Annotated in this window: 19 protein-coding genes; 18 read left to right on the forward strand and 1 reads right to left on the reverse strand. The window is 38.5% G+C overall.

Annotated features, from left to right (window positions below):
- Nucleotides 1-32 precede the first annotated feature (32 nt).
- The 6 genes from GT508_RS03435 (at nucleotide 33) to GT508_RS03460 (ending at nucleotide 6,618) form a co-directional block, all read left to right on the forward strand.
- Nucleotides 33-743: a ClpP family protease gene (locus GT508_RS03435; protein WP_022414945.1), complete on the forward strand. Its 711-nt coding sequence runs from the start codon at nucleotides 33-35 to the stop codon at nucleotides 741-743.
- Between the two features lie 63 nt (nucleotides 744-806).
- Nucleotides 807-3,326 carry an FtsK/SpoIIIE family DNA translocase gene (locus tag GT508_RS03440; protein WP_055181756.1) on the forward strand — a complete coding sequence of 840 codons (2,520 nt, stop codon included), beginning with the start codon at nucleotides 807-809 and terminating at the stop codon, nucleotides 3,324-3,326.
- A gap of 33 nt (nucleotides 3,327-3,359) precedes the next feature.
- Nucleotides 3,360-4,607, forward strand: coding sequence for a chitobiase/beta-hexosaminidase C-terminal domain-containing protein (locus GT508_RS03445; protein ID WP_022414943.1), 1,248 nt, complete (start codon nucleotides 3,360-3,362; stop codon nucleotides 4,605-4,607).
- A gap of 377 nt (nucleotides 4,608-4,984) precedes the next feature.
- Nucleotides 4,985-5,176 (forward strand): hypothetical protein, encoded by a 192-nt coding sequence (locus GT508_RS14590; RefSeq protein WP_242853886.1) that lies wholly within the window; start codon nucleotides 4,985-4,987, stop codon nucleotides 5,174-5,176.
- Nucleotides 5,177-6,056: 880 nt separating this feature from the next.
- Nucleotides 6,057-6,317, forward strand: a complete 261-nt coding sequence (locus tag GT508_RS03455) for a type II toxin-antitoxin system Phd/YefM family antitoxin (protein WP_006426651.1) — start codon at nucleotides 6,057-6,059, stop codon at nucleotides 6,315-6,317.
- Nucleotides 6,307-6,618, forward strand: a complete 312-nt coding sequence (locus GT508_RS03460) for a type II toxin-antitoxin system RelE/ParE family toxin (RefSeq protein ID WP_028088194.1) — start codon at nucleotides 6,307-6,309, stop codon at nucleotides 6,616-6,618. The genes GT508_RS03455 and GT508_RS03460 overlap by 11 nt, the downstream gene beginning before the upstream one ends.
- Nucleotides 6,619-6,993: 375 nt before the next feature.
- On the opposite strand, the gene GT508_RS03465 is transcribed toward GT508_RS03460, so the two are convergent.
- Nucleotides 6,994-7,548, reverse strand: a complete 555-nt coding sequence (locus GT508_RS03465; protein WP_055302749.1) for a hypothetical protein — start codon at nucleotides 7,546-7,548, stop codon at nucleotides 6,994-6,996.
- A 193-nt stretch (nucleotides 7,549-7,741) separates the two neighbouring features.
- On the opposite strand from GT508_RS03465, the gene GT508_RS03470 reads away from it, so the two are divergent.
- The 12 genes from GT508_RS03470 to gltA all read left to right on the forward strand — a co-directional run bounded on the left by GT508_RS03470 (nucleotide 7,742) and on the right by gltA (nucleotide 20,868).
- Nucleotides 7,742-7,909, forward strand: a complete 168-nt coding sequence (locus tag GT508_RS03470; protein ID WP_080656622.1) for a transposon-encoded TnpW family protein — start codon at nucleotides 7,742-7,744, stop codon at nucleotides 7,907-7,909.
- Nucleotides 7,910-8,105: 196 nt separating this feature from the next.
- On the forward strand, nucleotides 8,106-8,780 hold the full coding sequence (locus GT508_RS03475) for a response regulator transcription factor (RefSeq protein WP_117597508.1): 675 nt from the start codon (nucleotides 8,106-8,108) through the stop codon (nucleotides 8,778-8,780).
- On the forward strand, nucleotides 8,777-9,697 hold the full coding sequence (locus GT508_RS03480) for a sensor histidine kinase (RefSeq protein ID WP_161143567.1): 921 nt from the start codon (nucleotides 8,777-8,779) through the stop codon (nucleotides 9,695-9,697). Before GT508_RS03475 ends, GT508_RS03480 begins: the two co-directional genes overlap by 4 nt.
- A gap of 165 nt (nucleotides 9,698-9,862) precedes the next feature.
- Nucleotides 9,863-10,537, forward strand: a complete 675-nt coding sequence (locus tag GT508_RS03485; RefSeq protein ID WP_055302756.1) for an ABC transporter ATP-binding protein — start codon at nucleotides 9,863-9,865, stop codon at nucleotides 10,535-10,537.
- Nucleotides 10,534-12,522 carry an ABC transporter permease gene (locus GT508_RS03490; protein WP_243144062.1) on the forward strand — a complete coding sequence of 663 codons (1,989 nt, stop codon included), beginning with the start codon at nucleotides 10,534-10,536 and terminating at the stop codon, nucleotides 12,520-12,522. The genes GT508_RS03485 and GT508_RS03490 overlap by 4 nt, the downstream gene beginning before the upstream one ends.
- 215 nt (nucleotides 12,523-12,737) lie before the next feature.
- On the forward strand, nucleotides 12,738-13,709 hold the full coding sequence (locus GT508_RS03495) for a hypothetical protein (RefSeq protein ID WP_161143568.1): 972 nt from the start codon (nucleotides 12,738-12,740) through the stop codon (nucleotides 13,707-13,709).
- Between the two features lie 2 nt (nucleotides 13,710-13,711).
- Entirely contained in the window at nucleotides 13,712-14,482 is a 771-nt protein-coding gene (locus GT508_RS03500; protein ID WP_006426611.1) for an ABC transporter ATP-binding protein, read from the forward strand.
- Nucleotides 14,483-14,995: 513 nt separating this feature from the next.
- Entirely contained in the window at nucleotides 14,996-15,439 is a 444-nt protein-coding gene (locus GT508_RS03505; RefSeq protein WP_006426610.1) for a hypothetical protein, read from the forward strand.
- Nucleotides 15,436-16,743 carry a site-specific integrase gene (locus GT508_RS03510; RefSeq protein ID WP_161143569.1) on the forward strand — a complete coding sequence of 436 codons (1,308 nt, stop codon included), beginning with the start codon at nucleotides 15,436-15,438 and terminating at the stop codon, nucleotides 16,741-16,743. The genes GT508_RS03505 and GT508_RS03510 overlap by 4 nt, the downstream gene beginning before the upstream one ends.
- A 451-nt stretch (nucleotides 16,744-17,194) precedes the next feature.
- The gene (locus GT508_RS03515; protein ID WP_055284264.1) at nucleotides 17,195-18,376 is read left to right on the forward strand and encodes an iron-containing alcohol dehydrogenase; all 1,182 of its coding nucleotides are present in this window, start codon (nucleotides 17,195-17,197) and stop codon (nucleotides 18,374-18,376) included.
- Nucleotides 18,377-18,586: 210 nt separating this feature from the next.
- The gene (locus tag GT508_RS03520) at nucleotides 18,587-19,474 is read left to right on the forward strand and encodes a sulfide/dihydroorotate dehydrogenase-like FAD/NAD-binding protein (RefSeq protein WP_055181772.1); all 888 of its coding nucleotides are present in this window, start codon (nucleotides 18,587-18,589) and stop codon (nucleotides 19,472-19,474) included.
- The gene (gltA, locus tag GT508_RS03525; protein WP_055181773.1) at nucleotides 19,474-20,868 is read left to right on the forward strand and encodes an NADPH-dependent glutamate synthase; all 1,395 of its coding nucleotides are present in this window, start codon (nucleotides 19,474-19,476) and stop codon (nucleotides 20,866-20,868) included. The genes GT508_RS03520 and gltA overlap by 1 nt, the downstream gene beginning before the upstream one ends.
- Nucleotides 20,869-21,151 lie beyond the last annotated feature (283 nt).

Below are 21,151 nucleotides of genomic sequence, written 5' to 3' on the forward strand. Positions count from 1 at the left end.
TCCATACTAATAAAAAGTATGGAGGTGTTTTTATGAGCGAAGAGAAAAAAGAAAAAGAAAAAAGTGCAGAGCCGACAGAAGAATTAAAAGAAACCGGTAGTGCGAATCTTGAAGGAAGCCGGGACAACCACAGAATCAAACTTCTTACGATAGTGGGTGAAATTGAGGGACATGAAGCGGTATCCGGGAATACAAAGGCCACAAAGTATGAACATCTGCTTCCTATGCTGGCCGAAGTCGAAGACAGCAGTAAGATTGATGGTCTTCTGATTCTTCTGAATACACTTGGAGGAGATGTAGAGGCGGGACTTTCGATTGCAGAAATGATCGCTTCTTTGAGTAAACCTACAGTATCCCTGGTGCTTGGCGGCAGTCATTCGATCGGCGGACCACTGGCAGTGTCGGCCGACTATTCATTTATCGTGCCAAGCGGAACAATGGTGATACATCCGGTGCGGTCTAACGGGATGTTTATCGGAGTTCAGCAAAGTCTCGATAACATGATACGTACGCAGGACCGGATCACAAGATTTTTGTCAGAACATTCTTCTATGAAGCAGGAGCGGATCGAAGAGTTAATGTTAAACCCTACAGAGCTGGTCAAAGATGTTGGGACACTTCTGGAAGGAAAGGATGCTGTAAGAGAGGGACTCATTGATGCTGTAGGCGGATTAAGTGATGCATTGAATAAATTGCACGAAATGATCAGTGACAGAAATCAAAAAAAGAACGAAAATGTGTAATGACAGCAATTCCCCTAAATGCTATAATTATAATTAGTATTGCCATCATAAGGGGGAGTTTTCATGACGGCGAAGTCTACAAAGAGTAAGACGAACAGAAAAAAAACAGGTACGACTTCAAAAAAGTCGACTTCTAATAAAAAAACAACAAAGAAAAATACAAAAAAAACAACCAGATCTACCAGAACCGCAAAGTCCGGTAATAGTTTTCTGATGGATGAAATCCTGATATGGATAACACTTGCGGTCAGTATCATTCTTCTGATCAGTAATTTTGGTGTTGCAGGATTTTTAGGAGATGCCGTATCCGGAGTTTTGTGGGAGATATTCGGGGCCGTGGCCTATATCATTCCATTCGTTTTGTTTGGTCTGGTATCTTTTCAGGTGTCTAATAAAGGCAACCGGTATGCTTACATGAAGACAGTAATTGCAGTGCTTTTGCTGTTCCTTGCTGAAATTTTGCTGCAGCTCGTGGACGAACTTGGCGGAAAGATCGGAAAGGGACTGGCATCTGTATTAACGCCGGCAATCGGTGTAGCCGGAACATATGTTGTCACAGTGATCCTTATGATCATCTGTCTGGTGATCATTACAGGAAAGTCTGCATTAAAAGGTGTGAAGGCCGGCAGTGATAAAGCATATGCAAGGGCAAAAGAAGATGCAAGAAGACATAAAGAGCATGCAGAAGTCAGAAAACGTGAACGCATGGAACAGCGTGAACAACGTGAAAAGGAACGTGCTGCGGCTGCGGCAGACAGCGGCATGCACAGGCGGAGAGACAAGCATGTGGAAGGAGTATCTTTCGATACGTCTATCGCTAAGAAATCTCCGGAAGTAAGAGAACTTCCAATCGATCCAAAGACAGCAAAAGGACCGGAGAAACCGGAATTTATCATACACCGTGCGGATCCTGAGCCGGCAGATTATGGAAAAGAAGACATGACGAATGAACCGGAACAGAAGACTCCGGAATCTGAAAATGATCCAAAGACACAGGAAAAACCTGCAAGACGTAAGAATCCGAAGATGGGGGCGGCAGGAATGGCAGATGAAGTAGCAGATGTTGCTGCAAGCGTTGCCGCAGATTCTGTAAAGCCGAAAAAAGAGTATCAGTATCCGCCGTTATCTCTGCTTCAGAGAGGAAAACGCGGCGGAGGAGAATCAGATGCGCATTTAAGAGAGACCGCTATGAAGCTGCAGCAGACACTCGAGAACTTTGGGGTAAAAGTTACCATTACCAATGTAAGTTGTGGACCTTCGGTTACAAGATATGAATTACAGCCTGAAATGGGAGTCAAAGTCAGTAAGATCGTAGGTCTTGCCGATGATATCAAACTGAATCTTGCAGCGGCAGATATCCGTATTGAGGCTCCGATTCCGGGAAAAGCGGCAGTAGGGATTGAAGTACCGAACAAAGAAAACAGTGCAGTCATGCTCCGTGATCTTCTGGAATCGCCGGAATTTAAGAACAGTTCTTCCAAGATATCTTTCGCAGTAGGAAAGGACATCGGCGGAAAGACTGTGGTAGCAGATATTGCCAAGATGCCGCACGTACTGATCGCCGGCGCTACCGGATCTGGTAAATCCGTATGTATCAATACGTTGATCATGAGTGTCTTATATAAGGCAGACCCTAATGAAGTAAAACTGATCATGATCGATCCGAAGGTTGTAGAATTGAGTGTGTATAATGGTATTCCACACCTTCTGATTCCGGTAGTCACTGATCCGAAAAAAGCGGCAGGCGCACTGAACTGGGCAGTGGGAGAGATGTCAAGACGTTATCAGGCATTTGCCAAATATAATGTCAGAGATATGAAAGGATATAACGAAAAGATCAAAAGTCTTGGAGTCCAGACCGAAGAAGGCGATAAACTGGAGCCTATGCCACAGATCATTATTATTGTTGATGAGCTTGCGGATTTGATGATGGTAGCTCCGGGAGATGTAGAGGAAGCAATCTGCCGTCTGGCACAGCTTGCGAGAGCCGCAGGGATCCACCTGGTGCTTGCGACACAGAGACCGTCAGTTAACGTTATCACCGGACTTATTAAGGCGAATATGCCTTCGAGAATCGCATTCTCAGTATCATCCGGTGTAGATTCCCGGACGATTATAGATATGAACGGTGCAGAGAAGCTTCTGGGAAAAGGAGATATGCTTTTTTATCCGTCAGGATATCAGAAACCGGCCAGAGTACAGGGATCATTTGTTACAGATAAGGAAGTACAGCAGGTAGTAGAATATCTGCGTGAACATAACGGCGATGTTACATACAATCAGGATATAGAGACGCATATGAATACCATTCCTACCGGAAATCCGGCATCAGGATCCGGCGGAAGTGAAGGTAATGAAAATGATGCATATTTTGCAGATGCCGGAAGACTGATTATTGAGAAGGAAAAAGCATCTATCGGAATGCTCCAGCGAGCTTTTAAGATAGGATTTAACAGGGCTGCAAGAATCATGGATCAGTTATGTGAGGCAGGCGCCGTAGGACCGGAGGAAGGAACAAAACCTCGAAAAGTTCTGATGTCTTCGGAAGAATTTGAACAATATTTGAATGAGAAGAATGGATAAGAGATAGAATTCACAGTAGGAGGATGGCATAAGATGAGATGTAGGTATTGTGGTCAGAGAATACCTGAAGGGGAATTGTATTGCAGACATTGTGGAAAAGAGGTCCGCATTGTTCCGGACTACAACCCATTAGATGATATGCTTACAGCACAGATAAAAGGTGCAATAGACAGTGATGGCTATGAGGATGAGATGTATTATTCCCGGCCTTCACGTAACAGAGATGCAGCTGGAAGATCTACAACCGGCAGTCGTAGAGGAAATGAAAGACGCAGTACAGGTGTGGCAAGAAATAATACAAGAAACAGAAGCAGACAGATGAATGAGGATGAACGCAGACGCCGTAACCGTGAGCGTGCAAGACAAAAAGCACTTCGCAAAAAAAAGAAAAAACGTGCACTGCTTCTCGCATTGTCCCTGTTACTTATCATAGGAATTGTTGGAATATTTGCTTATATGACATCATATATTGGTGCGGTCAACAAGGGAAATAAAGCACTCGAAAGAAATGATTATACAGAGGCAGAAGACTGCTTCAGAAATGCCATGGCAAAAGATGACACCAGACCGGAAGCATACACAGGCCTTTCAAAAGTTTATCAGGCACAGGATAATACAGAAAAAGCAGAGCGTCTGTTCTCGGATGCACTGAAAAAACAGGAAGATAATATCGAATTACATCGTGCGTGCATCAAATTCTATATCCGTTCTGATCAGAAAGAGAAGATTCCGGAGCTTCTGGATAATGCGACTTCGACGATCACAGATGAATTACCGGAATATGTAGTGAAGACTCCGAAATTCAGTCTGGATGACGGTGAGGATTATGATGATGTTCAGCAGTTAAAACTGACGGCAGAATCGGGAAATAAGATATATTATACGAAGAATAAGAAGAAGCCAACCACAGGCAGCCATAAGTACAATAGTCCGATTCAGATTGAAGAGGGAGACACAACGATCTATGCAATAGCAGTAAATAAGGCGGGCATTCCAAGCCTTCCGGTGAAAAAATCATATACCGTTGAACTTCCGATCGAAGATGCACCGGCAGTGTCCCCGTCAACCGGACAGTACAGCACTGCTCAGGAGATTGAGATTAAAGTACCGGATGGATATACGGCGTATTATACGACAGATAAATCAGAACCGACGACTTCTTCTACGAAGTACACCGGACCGGTAGAGATGCCGGAAGGAGAGACCATCTTTAAGGCAGTATTGGTCAATGCCAAGGGAAGAGTGAGCGGAATTACGACCAGAAATTATGTATTGAATTAAGATCGATATGTCCCCGGTCAAGTAGACTGGGGACATATCAAGATACACAACCGACAGATTCGATTAGATGTCTATGCCGTAGATGAAGATGATGTGATATATGAAGTGGAGGCCCAAAAAGAGAATACATATAATCTTCCGAAAAGGAGTCGGCTGTATCAGGGAATCATCGACAGTAAATTGTTGCCACCGGGAGTTGTTGATTTCAATTTATTGAATGAAGTTTTGAGCTGGTGTCACCAGAATTGATAGAACTTTTGAAGTATATGGAACATAGTACGGATGAAGTGTCAGAAGTATGTAAAAGTGAACGAATTCAAAAGATGCATAGACGGATTTGTCAGATCAAAGCAAGTGAAAAGACAGAGGTGAAATATATGCAGTCGTGGGAAGAAAAGATACTTATAAAACAGGAAGGTATTGCAGAAGGAATATTAGAAGGAAAATTAGAAGAGAAGCAAGAACTTATGAGAAAGTTGTCTAATAAATTCTCAATCGAACAAATTGCAGAAATGCTGGAAATTGATATTTCTGAAGTAGAAAATATAATAAAAGAACTTGCAAAATAATAAAAGCGGTCAGATATATTCCGGAAGATATGTCTGATCGTTTTTATCGTTATGCGTTCAAAAGATGCTTCCGATTTTAGGTTCTGTAGACGTCAAAGTATGCAAGAGAAGTATAAGTCGAATTGTATAATGTTTTTAACAAGCTTCAAATGCATAAAAGAAAAATTAATACTGTGATCGGCTCTGCATATTTTGAATTTTTGTAAAAAATACATACAAATAAATGAATTTCAACTGGGGAAGTAGAAAAAAACACAAATTTAACATTTCAACCACTTGAAAAATAAATTCCTTAGTAGTACAATTGTGTTAAAAGATTAACGATGCTTTCTTGATAAAAAATATTATCAAGTTATACAATGCATCAATACATAATAAAAGGAGCGTGTTTGATATGGCAAGATTTACACTGCCACGTGATGTTTCAGGCTTCTTTTTTTAGCTATTAAAGATTATTAAAGAATATTAAAAAGCCTTATTTAATCACATTTTTGGGAAGGATTGATAAAGAATAATAAAGATCAATAAGGTTGCAAATCTGGATTTTTGTTGCAAAAGTGTTGTAGATGTCTTCAAAAAATATTTGAAACAACAGTTAAAATCAAATTCAATAAAATGACATGAGAGTAAAATCTTGTGTCTTTTTTAGTATTTAACTATAAGTATATGAACTGTATGAACCAAAAAAGGAAATACACAATAGACACAATTAAGAAATAAGATCAGAAGTCTTTTACACCAGAAAATAGATTTACAAGAAAAATAATCTGTTATTGAACCGAAAAATTGGGGGAATTGGATTATTATCATATAATAGTATATTAAGATTGAAAAAGGACATAATTATGGTATAATTAAACCATAAAAGGAGGTGCTGGTTATGCCACAAATAATTCCTATAAAAGAATTGAAAAATACTTCTGAAATTTCTGAGATGTGTCATAGGACAGAGGAACCTATCTATATTACAAAAAATGGATATGGAGATATGGTTATCATGAGTATGGAGAATTATGAATCGACAATGAAACAGCTTGCAATGTATCGCGATATTGAAATATCTGAAAGGCAGATCGAAACAGGGCAGGTAAAAGATGCAAGAAAGGCACTGGGTGAAATGAGGGCAAAGTATGGTTTATAAATTAAATGTTACAGATCATGCAGACGAATTACTTGATAATCTTGTGTATCATTTGATTTACCGCCTGAAAAGCAAAGAAGCTGCAAAACATTTGTTAGATAGTGTAGAAAGTATTTATGACCGATTGGTGGAGAATCCATACCAATTTCCGAAAAGTCGGGATATGTATTTGGCAAAAAAAGGATATTATGAGGCGGTTATTCCACAAATGAATTATATCGTGATATTTGATGTAAGAAAAGATATTGTAAATATAGTTGGTATTTTTCATCAATTAGAGAATTATCTAAGCAAATTGTAATATAAGAAAATGATGTATTATATTAAAGAGCAATTGACATAAATTTGTATGAAATTTATTGTAATAATAACAACAGACAACTTGAGTGTCTGTCAAGCGAAGAAGTAAGGTTTGTTGTGCCAGAGGTCAGTGCCTTACGAACTTTATAAGGGTTTAGCATTTACCACAATTTGGCTAGAGAATACACATATTTTCAAAAGAAAATGCAGGGAGAATCTGTTTGTACAGGGTCTTTCTTTTTGACCAAATTGCATGAAAGCAATTCGAGAGGTTTTGCCCAGCAGGAAAAGAGAGAAACTGATCATAATCTTTGATAAAAAAGTCAGGTTGATTATATTTAATCTTCCTGACTTTTCTACATATAATTAGGTATTACTATAGCTCATTTAAAACGTACTCTCGTGGCAGATTCCTCTTCGCACCGATAATATACAGAATTGCCGGCATATAACAGGAGAAAAAGATAATAACCTGCATAAGAAGCGGAAGCTTATAATTAAAATGTCCTACAGACGCTCCAGCATTAAAAATCATATAAAGAGTAACTACGATATCGAAGATAACTGCAGTTACCAACAAAATCTTCCCATTATTCACGAGCTGTGCAGATTTTTCGGTTGCGCCACAATTGCGTTCGGCGATATTTCCAAATAATAAAAATGCCCCAAAAAATATCAGACCGATTATTGCAACAAATAGAAGAATTACCCCTTCCAATCCCAGTTCCGAAGGAATCACAATCGTCAAAAATAGAGAAATTAAGAAAACCAAAGAAAGAAGCGCCGTTCCAATAAGTCCCGTTAGCTGATAATAAATCCCAGCACCTTTTAACAGACGACGTCCACCTGGAGTTTTTCTGCCGCCAATAGAGCAGAGCAGTTCATCACAAAATTCCGTGGGAGTCATGCTTCTTGTCGTTGGCTGCATCATATATAAAACGCTTTTTACGTTAAAAAAGTGCTGTGATCATAAGGCTTTTTGCAAGCAAAAATGAAAAGGCTATATATAGGTAGCCTGCGAAACTGGAAGTGCCCATTTGGGGCCTAATTTAAAGAATAATGTCCTGACAGAGACCAATGGAATGACTCTCTGCTGGGGATCCAAAAGGAAAGGAAAAATGATTATGGAAAAAATGATGAATACAAAAACAGAGGGGAACACATTTACAAAGAAAATCGGGCAGACAGTCTATGTTGTCCGTTATCATTTTAATGAAGATGCAAAGGAAACCATGCAGGAGAAGATTAACCGGATGCTGGTTACAGAAGCAAGCCGAAAGGCAATGCAATAGATGGACAGAGACAATTGGAATTGAGATATGTTTGGGAATGTGATATGATTTGAACACTAAATCAGAGTTTGAGGTGGAAATATGGCATCAAGCAAGGAATACTTGAAAGATTAGTAATTTCAGCAAGTTTTACTGCAGATAAAATTCTCCTGTGCTATAATAGTCTAAAATATTGATTGACTATGAGGAAATACAGATGGAGCAAATACTAATCCTAGAGGACGATATAGCCTTAAATCAGGGTTTGTGCAAGGCATTAAAGACAGAGAACAGAAAGATAGTCTCCTGTGAGACTATAAAAGCTGCAAGAGACCAGCTCCTGTGCGGCTGTCCGTCTCTCATATTACTTGACATAAATCTGCCGGATGGAAGCGGGCTTGATTTTTTACAGGAACTAAAGAGAAACTATCCAACTATACCGGTTATTCTCCTGACCGCAAACGATACCGACATGGATATAGTAAAGGGGCTGGAGCTTGGCGCAGATGACTACATCACAAAGCCTTTTTCACTGTCAGTATTAAGGGCAAGGGTAAATACCCAGCTTAGAAAGGCGGAAAGCTTACAGGCACATACCTCTGCCAGTGTATATAAGAAGGGCTGCTATGAATTTGATTTTGAGAGAATGATATTTTTAGTAGATGGACAGGAAATCGAGCTTAGTAAGACTGAGCAGCGTCTTTTAAGGCTTCTGGTTCAAAATGAGGGCATAAACCTCCGCAGAGATTTTCTTCTGGACAGAGTCTGGAATGACAGCGCGGAATTTGTGGATGCCAATGCCCTCTCTGTGTCTGTCAAGAGGCTCAGGGACAAGCTTGGCACACCGGACAGCATTAAAACAGTATATGGAATAGGATATAGATTTGAATGAATAACTATAATACAGCCATCTGTATCGTGGGCATATGCCTTGTAATTATAGCACTTGTAATTTTCATCAACCATCTGCGCACGAAGAAAACCATTGATAGAATAGAAAATATGTTAAATGAGGCAGCCAAAGGGAATTTTTCTGAAAAAAGCTTTGACGAGACACGCTTGTCCTCGCTTGAGTCCAGGTTCGCCCATTATCTGAGTGCTTCTGTGGTCTCTGCCAGAAATGTGGAGCTGGAAAAGGACAAGATTAAGTCGTTAATTGCGGATATTTCCCACCAGACCAAGACTCCCATAGCCAATCTGCTCTTATACAGCGAGCTATTGCTTGAGGATGATACTGACAATTTATCAGTCCAGATGCGTGAAAATATTGTCCAGCTTCATGCCCAGTCGGAAAAATTGCAGTTTTTAATCGCCTCTCTGGTGAAGCTGTCAAGGCTTGAAAACGGCATATTGCAGCTCTCCCCACAGGAAGAAGCTCTTAAGTCCATGCTGACACTGGCTGTAAAAGAGACAGAGTTCAAAGCCAGGGCTAAAGGGCTTGAGCTTATACTTCATGATACTGATGAAAAAGCTTATTTTGACAGCAAGTGGACTTTGGAAGCCATCTGCAATATCCTCGATAATGCTTTAAAATACACAAACGAGGGCACTATAAGCCTATCTGTTACTGCATATGAAATGTTTGTAAGAATTGATATAAAAGACAGCGGAATCGGCATAAAAGAGGAGGAGCTTCCTAAGATCTTTTCAAGATTTTACCGCTCAGAAGATACCAAAAATATGGAAGGTGTGGGCATAGGACTGTATTTAAGCAGGCAGATTCTAAGTGAAGAGGGCGGCTACATAAAGGTGTCCTCCGTATATGGACAGGGCAGTACTTTTTCTGTGTTTCTGCCAAAATCGGCTTAAATCTTTCAAAACTGTAATAATTTAATTAGTTCCGGAAAGAATCTGGAAAGAATATTGTGTAATAATCTGTATGTAGCGAAAAATGCTGCATACAGTTTTTTTAGTTTACGCGGGCAACGAGTCAAATTCGCAAAGCGTATTTTATCTCGTTTTTAAGGAGGATATATGGACATTTTACAAGCATGTGATTTGAAGAAAACCTATGGAACAGGTGAGGCCTGTGTACATGCCTTAGATGGCGTGAGTCTCAATGTAGAAAAAGGAGAGTTTGTGGCTATTGTGGGCACAAGCGGCAGTGGCAAATCCACCCTCTTACATATGCTGGGTGGTCTGGACAGACCAAGCTCCGGCAAAGTATTCGTGGATGGCAAAGATATCTTTTCCCTGAAGGATGAGGAACTTACCATTTTCAGACGAAGAAAAATCGGCTTTGTATTTCAGGCATATAATCTGGTGCCTGTACTAAATGTATACGAAAACATCGTGCTTCCAATCGAACTGGATGGCGGTAAAGTCGATAAGGAATTTGTAAAAAAAATAACAGAGACACTGGGGCTCGACCAGAGACTTGACGCTCTTCCAAATCAGCTCTCAGGAGGACAACAGCAGAGAGTTGCCATAGCCAGAGCATTGGCGGCAGAGCCTGCCATAATTCTTGCGGATGAACCCACCGGAAACTTAGACGGACGTACAAGTCAGGACGTATTGGGTCTTCTGAAGGTGACAAGCCAGAAGTTCTCGCAGACGATTGTGATGATTACCCACAACGAGGAAATCGCCCAGCTTGCGGATCGCATAATAAGAATTGAGGATGGACATATTCAGGAGAGAGCAGTATGAGAGTAAAGAACAGAAAATGTATCCGCAGACTTAGCTTCAAGTCTCTGTGGGCATCCAGAAAAAGAAATATTATTGCAATTTGTGCTATAGCACTCACAACTTTGATGTTTACATCATTATTTACCATTATGCTGTCTGTAAACTCAAGCTATGAGACCTACAATTTCAGACAGGCAGGTGGCTATAGCGATGGCAGCTTTAAGGATTTATCAAGAGAACAGGCTGATAAAATAGCCGCCCACAAGGGAATCAAGGCATCTGGTGAGCGTATCGTGTGCGGCTTCAGCTCCTCTGACGTATTCGGCAAGGTAGCGGCGGAAGTAAGCTACATGGATAAAAACTGTACCAAGTGGAGCTATGCCACCCCAACCACGGGAAAGGAGCCTCAAAAAGAAAATGAAATAGCCATGGACACTACAGCCTTAAGACTCCTTGGCGTAGAACCGAAGCTGGGAACAAATGTGACGATTACTTATCAGGCTGGTAATGGAACAGACACCGGGATACCACAGACCGACAGCTTTATCCTCGTCGGCTATTGGGAGTATGACGATTTGATGCCTGTTCACTATATCAACGTATCAAAAGCCTATGTAGATAAAATCAACGAAAAGTGTATAGCCGCTGGTGATGAAGCTCTTGACATAGACTTAAATGTCATGCTTCCTTCCAAGCTTAATATCAGGGAGCAGATGGAAAAAATAGATACAGACTTAGGCTATGACTGGAATACAAGAGACCAGGAGAACAGCGCCAGAATCGGTGTGAACTGGGGACTTACTGCCTCATCTGTAAGCTCTGACATAGATTTCTCACTGGTAGCTGCAATCCTTGCTTTTTTCCTGCTTATTATATTTACAGGCTATCTGATTATATACAATATATTCCAGATTTCAGTGACTGGGGACATCAGGTTTTATGGCCTGCTAAAGACAATCGGTACCACCCCAAGACAATTAAGGCACATAATTACACAGGAAGCTCTGTTTTTGTGTATTATCGGTATTCCTGTAGGATTGCTTCTGGGCTATGGCATTGGTGCGGTTTTAACTCCTATTGCATTAGAAACCACAAGTATTATAGGCACAAAGGCTGCTATCAGCAGCTCGCCGCTTATTTTTATCGGTTCTGCTGTATTTGCCATTATCACTGTCTTTTTGTCCTGCAGGAAGCCCGGCAAAATGGCTGCAAAGGTATCGCCTGTTGAGGCAGCAAAATATACAGAAGGTATGACCGGCAAAAAGAAAAAGCGCCACAGCCGTGGGGCTAAGGTATATCAGATGGCTTTTGCCAATCTTGGCAGAAATAAGAAGAAAACTATCCTGGTTGTAGTCTCGCTGACACTTTCCGTAACTCTTTTAAATGTGCTTTTTTCACTTGTCAACGGCTTTGACATGGATAAATATGTGGACAGGTCAACCTGTGCAGACTTTATCGTGAGCAGTACAGATTATTTCCGCTATAATACGGCAGATGAATATATAGGAGCAGATACCATTGATGAGATAAAGGAAAACACAGATGAGACTGTCTCTGGAAGCGGCTATGACCTGGCAGACATATCCCCTATGATGTGGATGGAGACAGACCAGTATAGTAAACTGGCAGAAAACTATCTAAGCGGCAAAGAGCTGCAGGAGGAAATCTCCCACTACGAGCAGAAAGGTGACAGCATACTTGTCGACGTCAGTATAGAGGGCTTTGACGATGGACTTTTTGATAAGCTTACTGTAGTAAAAGGCTCCCTGGAGCCACTATCTGACCCGGATAGCCACGCAATCGCTGTAGCTGTATCCACAGACGATTACGGCAATATAGTAAATTTGGACAACTACCCTGAGCTGGGAGACACTTATACCGTAAACTACCAGATTGGATATGACATAGACAGCCGAACCGGCGAGCGGGCAGACCAACAGACCACGCCTGAGGAGTATTTGGAATACCATGAGGAAGAGGCAAAGGAGGTGGAGTACAGTGTATAGGGGCATATTATTTGTGCTATCTAAGAAAAAAGGAAAATAAATATTATAAAAAAATTACATGGTTAGATAATTGGTATCATAGATTTTTTTATAATATTAATATGTCTTTTATAATTACTGAATTTATTATAGTTACATTATATGGGTTTTCTATAGTTATATTCGATAATATTCCGGTTAATGAACCACAGAATTATCCTTATGATGTAGTATGGATGGCAAGTGACAAAGATATAGCATTTATAGACGAACTGAAACAAAAGTATGAGATAAAAGTAAAAAAACAACCTTGTATTAGAGTGACAACAACTGATCAAGGGGAGCATATGGGAATTTCTGCTTCAGCATATGAAAAATGGACAAAAGAATCATTAGATTTGAAAGACAATGAAATATATGTTGTTTATCAGAGAGAAAGATCAGAAAGAAATTATTTGGGAATTGATTTTGGTACAAAGAAACCAAGAATTTATATGGGGGAAGCAAAGGATGATCTATGGCAGTATGTAGCTGGAGTCCCTATGCCAAGTAACAAATTTGATACATCTTTTAATATTGTAGGAGAAGAAGAAAAAATTCTTACAGGTGTGTTTGGAAATAAAATTTCGGAACATATTATTGTGTTCTCAGATTCATATTATCAAAAGGTATGTAATAGGGTTGAGGGTCCCAACCTTATAGTTATGGTGCAGATACCGAAAAATTATGAGAAGGTTATTGAAGAAATATGTGCTTATACAAATGGGAGCGGAATCGTTTACGAGAAAAAAAATTTATTGTTACAAATAAGTAAAACAAAAATTATTAATGTATCGGCGGCAATTATTAATATATTCGTTCTTTTAATATGTTCCTTTTTTGTTTTAAGCATTAAGATGGAATGTGATTTCCCAGAACAGAAAGGGAAATATATATTTTATTCTCAAGGAGGCATGACGCATAGGAATATAAGAAAAAGTATTATGAAAGAAAGTTTTTGGACAGGAGGAATTCCAATTATATTTGGAGTAGTAATTTCAACTATTTTTATGGGGACAGAGGTATATTTAAAGAAATTATCGCTAGAATGGATCAAGCAATATGCGGTGAAATTAATGGGGACGATAACTGGAATTATATTTCTTTTTCTTTTTATTAGTATTTGTTTTGGAATTAGAAATATTATAAGAATTGAAAGAGAGGAGTAAAGATGAAGCCGGTAGAATATCAAAACATTTTAGCAGTAGATCATTTGGAAAAAGGTTATAATTATATATCGAGTAAGGGGGAAAAAGTGAGTTGTCCTGTATTAGAAAATATTTCTTTTCAGATAGAACCCAAAGAATTTGTTGGTATTATGGGACGTTCAGGATGTGGAAAAACAACATTATTAAAAGTTCTAGGGATGCTTGATAAACCTGAAAAAGGAACGGTGTTTTATAAAGGAAAAGATACAAAAGAAATATATGGAACAGAACTGGCAAAAATCAGACGAACAGAACTTTCTTTTATTTTTCAGGACTTTTGTCTTATGGACAGTTTATCGATAAAAGATAATATTTTGCTTCCACGAATATTAGATGAAGCAGAAATAGAGGAAAGCAAGAAAATTTGTGAAAATCTAACAAAAAAATTTAATATTAATAAATTGCTAAATAAAAAACCATATGAGTTATCTGGTGGAGAAAAACAAAGGGTTGCCATTTGCAGAGCATTAATTAATAATCCTCAAATTATTTTAGCAGACGAACCTACTGGAAATTTGGATTCAAATTCTTCAGAAGTTGTAATGCGTACTTTGGAAAGCATAAATGGAGAAATGGGAAAAACAATTCTTTTGGTAACTCACGATCCTATGATTGCTAGTTTTTGTAAAAGGATTATCTTTTTAAAAGATGGACAAGTAATTGAAAATTTGAAAAGAGCTGATAATAAGGAGATGTTTTATCAAGAGATATTAAAGAGGATGAAAAATTTATAAAATAAGCAAAAGATAAGATATAATAATTTTATGTTAATATAAAATTATATATGAAATATGTATAATGGCTTGATATATTAGACTCGAAGAATGATATTTCATTTATTGAGTGGTGCGAATTGTTTGCGGATCAATATAAATTAAAAAAGCTTGTGATGGGTGAAGAAATTTAAGGGAGTTAGAGTTTTATGGCGTAGTAGTTTAATTGCTACGCCATTCTTTTTTGAGCATGAATAAGATATTGGTTTTATAGGACTAAATATTCTAGTTTATAAATAAAGCTTTAGAATTTATCGAAAATATAGAGTGAATCAAATTATTATATGTAATGAGCATATAGATTCATGGGGGATTTTTTTATCAAGAGAGAAAATATAACATAATTCTACTGTTTTTTTACATGTGAAAAAAAACAGTAGGATTATGTTATATTATTATACTTACAAAAATTGTATATACCATACAGAGAGTTTGGAGTTGTTGGTATATACAAAAAAATAGGAGGAAAAGCAAATGGAAAGTGGATTACAAGAGTTAAAATTTTCAAGGTACAATCAAAAAGTAGAATTATCGGGCAAATTATTTCTATATAACGCATTGACGGGTGGGTATGCTAGTGTTGATGAGGAGTATAGAGATAATTTTGATAAATGTGATTTTAAAAAATTAGATTCGATGAAAGAGTTAGCAGAACTTCCAAACGCAATAATTAATCAATTAATGGAAGGCGGTTTTATAATTCCTAAGAATTTTGATGAGTTTAATGTTATTAAATCTATGCATTATAGAGGAAGATTTGGTGCGAATAAAGCATTAACAATGACTCTAATTCCGACAATGAATTGCAATTTTAGATGCCCATATTGTTATGAAAAAGATAAAAAATATCCAGTAAAAAAAATGACAACAGAGGTAATGGATTACTCATCTTGCAAGAAAGGCAGGGTGAAGCTATGAATAAGAATCAAAAACAATTTATTCGTCCACCTTATGATTCACGATTTGACCAGTTAAATATTATTAACTGGAATTTTCCGCAAAACCCGACTTTTCAACATGGAAAATACTGTATCCGTTTTACTCTGATTTTGGGTGATGGTTCTACATTGAACCGTCAAAAGGGTGGGTTTGCTTCTGCGAAGGAAGCTATGAAATATCGTGACAATCTAATTGTAAAACTTACCCAAAATCAATATATGCCATACCGATTTACTTTAAAGGAATTTTACAATTACTGGTTATATTACTACATTATAGATGGATGTAAATATGCTTATAATACGTTTAAATACTATGCAACACCGGTTAAAAGGTTTTGTGAATATTTTAGACCAGACACCTATATGGATTCTATAACCACAACAGATTTAAAAAATTTCATCAACAAGTGCGAAACTTTTAGCGCATACAAAGCTATGATGCAAATGATTCAAAATTCTTTTCAATATGCAAAGAATCAGCAGATTATTATATCAAATCCGGCACCACTGGCAATAGAAATTTGCAAAAAAGAAAAGAAGATTACTAAACCACCTACTAAGAAAAACGCATTTACGCTGAACGAACTTATGAATTTATTATTGACCGCAAGAAAAATGGATTATACATTCTATTTATTTTTACTGCTGTCTGCTTCAACAGGAGCACGTGTAAGTGAAACGAGAGCGATCTGTTTTTCAAAAATCGACTTTCAAAAAAAACAACTCTTAATCGACTGTCAGTTGGGAAGAGGATATGATAATGAGGGGTTCGATGACAATACGTTACTTTCTCAAAAGAGGACATTAAAAACTCTTAACAGTAAAAGATACGTCCCGCTTCCTGATTTTATTATGGATGAGCTGTATCTGGCAAGAGCACGATATGAAGAAACACTGAAAAATGATCCGGAATTTGATGAAAACTTAGATTTTGTTTTGTTTAGGGATCATGGGAAGGCAATCGCAAGACCGTATTATTATTTTAAGAAACTGATGAAGAAATGTAATATTGATTGTACAAAACATGTATGGCACGATTTACGGCACACTTATGCAACACTGTTAGATCAAAACAATATGAACATGAAAGTAGTATCGGAGATATTAGGTCATTATTCAGAAGAATTTACAAATGAAGTTTATGTCATTCATAAACCAGAAGTCATCATCTATGATACAAGTGAAGTAATGAACTCATTTATTGAGTCATTAAAACTGGATTCAACAGAAAGAACCATACCTGTATATGATATTTCGTTCATTCAGGAATATTTATTTTAAACTATTCTGACAATTCGAATTTTTATTTATTAATTTAATTTTAGTGTTACATTTTTAACAGAGCTTTTAGCAAAAATATGTAATACTTAATGCTTATCAATGATTTTTAATCGTTATTAAATAAGCGAAATCTTTTGAAACAGAAAAGAATTTTTGCAGATTTTAAAATTTTTAAAACTAAGATATTTTGTTACAACAGAAAAGCAACAAAAATACAACTAAAAGTAGTTAAGATAAGAGATATTTTAACAAACATCAAAAAGCTATAAATCGAAAAAAATTCTTCTAAATATACATTTGTTATATAGAAGTAACAAACAGATAGAAGAAATACAATATAATATTAAAAAAAATTACAATTTTATCGCCCCAAAGACTTGAAAAAGAAATTTGCGAGTAGTACAATTGTGTTAAAAGATTAACACAATATTTTAAAAGGAGCGTGTTTGAAATGGCAAGATTTACACTACCAAGAGATGTTTATCACGGAAAAGGATGTTTATCCGAATTAAAGAATCTGAAAGGTAAAAAAGCTGTCCTCGTAGTCGGCGGCGGATCTATGAAGCGTCAAGGATTCCTGGACAAAGCAGTGAACTACCTGAAAGAAGGCGGAATGGAAGTCAAACTGATCGAAGGTGTAGAACCAGACCCGTCTGTAGAGACTGTTATGAAAGGTGCAAAAGTAATGCAGGAGTTCGAGCCTGATTGGATCGTAGCAATGGGCGGCGGATCTCCAATCGATGCGGCTAAAGCTATGTGGGTATTCTATGAGTATCCGGATGAGACATTCGAGAATATTATCACACCATTCAGTTTCCCTGAACTTCGTCAGAAAGCGAAATTTGCAGCTATCCCATCTACATCAGGAACTGCAACAGAAGTAACAGCATTCTCCGTAATCACAGATTACAATACAGGAATCAAATATCCTCTGGCAGACTTTAATATCACACCAGATGTTGCAATCGTTGATCCGGAACTGGTAGCAGGACTTCCTCAGAAACAGGTTGCTTATACAGGAATGGATGCACTGACACATGCAATCGAGGCTTATGTATCAACACTGAACTGCCCATTTACAGATCCACTTGCATTACAGGCAATCGAGATGGTTCTGGATTATCTGCCAGCATCTTATAACCTTAACATGGAAGCAAGAGAGCAGATGCACTATGCACAATGTCTTGCAGGAATGGCATTCTCGAATGCATTACTTGGAATCGTACATTCTATGGCTCATAAGACAGGTGCAGCATTCTCAACCGGACATATTCCTCACGGATGTGCCAATGCGATCTATCTGCCATATGTAATCAAATACAATGCAAAAGATAAAGTAGCTGCATCTCGTTATGCAGAGATTGCACGCAGAATGGGACTTCCTGGAACATCTGAAAAAGCTCTGATCAACAGCTTATGTGCAAAGATTGACGAGTTCAATGCGAAGATGAATATTCCTAAGACTCTGAAAGAGTTCGGCATTAACGAAGATGAGTTTAAAGAAAAACTGGATAAGATTGCAGAACTTGCAGTTGGTGATGCCTGTACAGGATCTAACCCAAGAGCAATTGATCCTGCAACCATGGCTAAATTATTTACATGTACATATTATGGAACAGAAGTTGATTTTTAAATAACAAAAATCAGATAACGGCGGCTGTCACATAGGTTTATGTGGCAGCCATTTTGCGTACTTTGGTATAAAAATTAAAATCTATTCCATATACAACAGAGCGAATCTTGAACAATTTTATCGACATTTTTTGAAAAATATGGTTTTACTTGCGAAATAGAACAAGCCGTATTATGATAATAGTAATATTGGGAATTAGGAGGAAATAAGATGTACAAAATTTTAAAAGCAGAACAATTAACTGCTAACATCTTTCTGATGGATGTAGAAGCTCCTCGTGTAGCAAGACATTGTGAACCGGGACAGTTTGTCATTGTAAAGATGGATGAAAAAGGGGAAAGAATCCCTCTCACAATCTGTGATTATGACAGAGAAGCCGGAACGATCACAATCGTATTCCAGCCGGTCGGAGCATCCACAACCAAGATGAAAGAATTAAAAGCAGGAGATTATTTCCGCGATTTCACAGGTCCGTTGGGAAATGCTTCAGAACTCGTAGAGGAAGATATCGAAGAACTGAAGAAGAAAAAGATCCTGTTTGTCGGAGGCGGTGTCGGAGCAGCACCTGTATATCCACAGGTGAAATGGCTCCATGAACACGGTGTTGATGCTGATGTTATCATCGGTTCCAAGACAAAGGACATGCTGATCCTGGAAAAAGAGATGGAAGCAGTATCTGGAAATTATTATCCATGTACAGATGATGGTTCTTACGGTCATGCCGGAATGGTAACAACAATGGTAGAAGAACTGGTGGAAAAAGGAAACAAATATGACGTATGTATCGCAATCGGACCAATGATCATGATGAAATTCGTATGTCTCCTTACAAAGAAACTGGAAATCCCTACTGTTGTAAGTATGAATCCGATCATGGTAGATGGAACGGGTATGTGCGGAGCCTGTCGTCTGCATGTAGGAGATGAGATCAAGTTCGCATGCGTAGATGGTCCAGAATTTGACGGACACCTTGTCAACTTCGATGAGGCTATGAAGAGACAGCAGATGTACAAGACCCAGGAAGGCCGTGCAATGCTGAAATTACAGGAAGGTGACACACATCATGGCGGATGTGGTCAGTGCGGAGGTGACGAGTAATGGCAGATGTATTAAAGAAAGTTCCTGTAAGAGAACAGGAGCCAAAGGTTCGTGCTACGAATTTTGAAGAAGTATGTTACGGATATAATAAAGAAGAAGCAATGGAAGAAGCAACCAGATGTCTGAACTGTAAGAATGCAAGATGTATCCAGGGATGTCCTGTATCCATTAATATTCCTGCATTTATCGCAGAGATCAAAGAAGGCAATATCGAAGAGGCTTACAAAGTGATCGGTCAATCTTCTGCACTTCCTGCTATCTGCGGACGTGTATGTCCACAAGAGTCACAGTGCGAGAGCAAGTGTGTTCGTGGTATCAAAGGTGATGCAGTATCTATCGGTAAACTGGAAAGATTTGTCGCAGATTATGCACTGGAAAATGATATCAAACCGGAAAAACCGGAAAAGACAAACGGACATAAAGTAGCAGTCATCGGTTCCGGTCCGTCAGGACTTACCTGTGCCGGCGACCTTGCAAAACTCGGATACGAAGTAACTGTATTCGAAGCACTGCATGAACTTGGCGGTGTTCTGGTATATGGTATTCCTGAATTCCGTCTTCCAAAGCAGAAAGTTGTTAAGAAAGAAATCGAAAAAGTCAAAGAGCTTGGTGTTAAATTCGAGACAAACGTTGTTATCGGTAAATCTACAACCATCGACCAGTTGATGGAAGAGGAAGATTTTGAAGCTGTATTCATCGGTTCCGGAGCAGGTCTTCCGATGTTCATGGGAATCCCTGGCGAGACAGCCAACGGAGTATTCTCAGCAAATGAATACCTGACAAGAAGTAACCTGATGAAGGCATTTGATGATTCTTACGATACACCGATCGCAGCAGGTAAGAAAGTTGCCGTTGTAGGTGGTGGTAACGTAGCTATGGATGCTGCCAGAACAGCACTTCGTCTTGGTGCGGAAGTACATATCGTATACCGTCGAAGCGAAGCAGAACTTCCTGCACGAGTAGAAGAAGTACATCATGCAAAAGAAGAAGGTGTTCAGTTCGACCTCCTTACCAATCCAAAAGAAATCCTTGTCGATGAAAACGGATGGGTTAAAGGTATGAAAGTGATCAAGATGGAACTTGGTGAGCCGGATGCTTCCGGAAGAAGACGTCCGATCGAAATTCCTGGATCTGAATATGAGATTGAATTAGACACTGTTATCATGTCCCTTGGAACCTCTCCAAACCCATTGATTTCTTCTACAACAAAGGGTCTTGAGACGAACAAGAGAAAATGTATCGTAGCAGAAGAAGAGAACGGACAGACTTCAAAAGCTGCCGTATTCGCAGGCGGCGATGCCGTAACAGGTGCTGCAACTGTAATTCTTGCTATGGGTGCAGGTAAAGCAGGTGCAAAAGGTATCCACGAATATCTGTCTAAGAAGAATGCTTAATTCTTTGTGCACAGTGAAAAGATGATATTATAAGCATTCATAAATATGTACAACACGTAATTATATAAGAGATATACATGAGAATGATTCTGGTGTATATCTCTTTTTGCTTGCCATGCGTTCGCAAAAAGCTGCCAGTAGCAGGTCCTGCAGACAGTACATCCGGACTTGAATAAAAACATATATATGTGGTATGATTGTAAGACACATTTAATACTGAAAACAGCTGAAAATCAATCCTGCTGATATGTAAGGATAAAACAAAAAAAGACAGGTTGGAGAT

Origin of the sequence: Dorea sp. BIOML-A1, assembly GCF_009875615.1 — a bacterium.
Lineage (GTDB): Bacteria > Bacillota > Clostridia > Lachnospirales > Lachnospiraceae > Dorea_A > Dorea_A amylophila.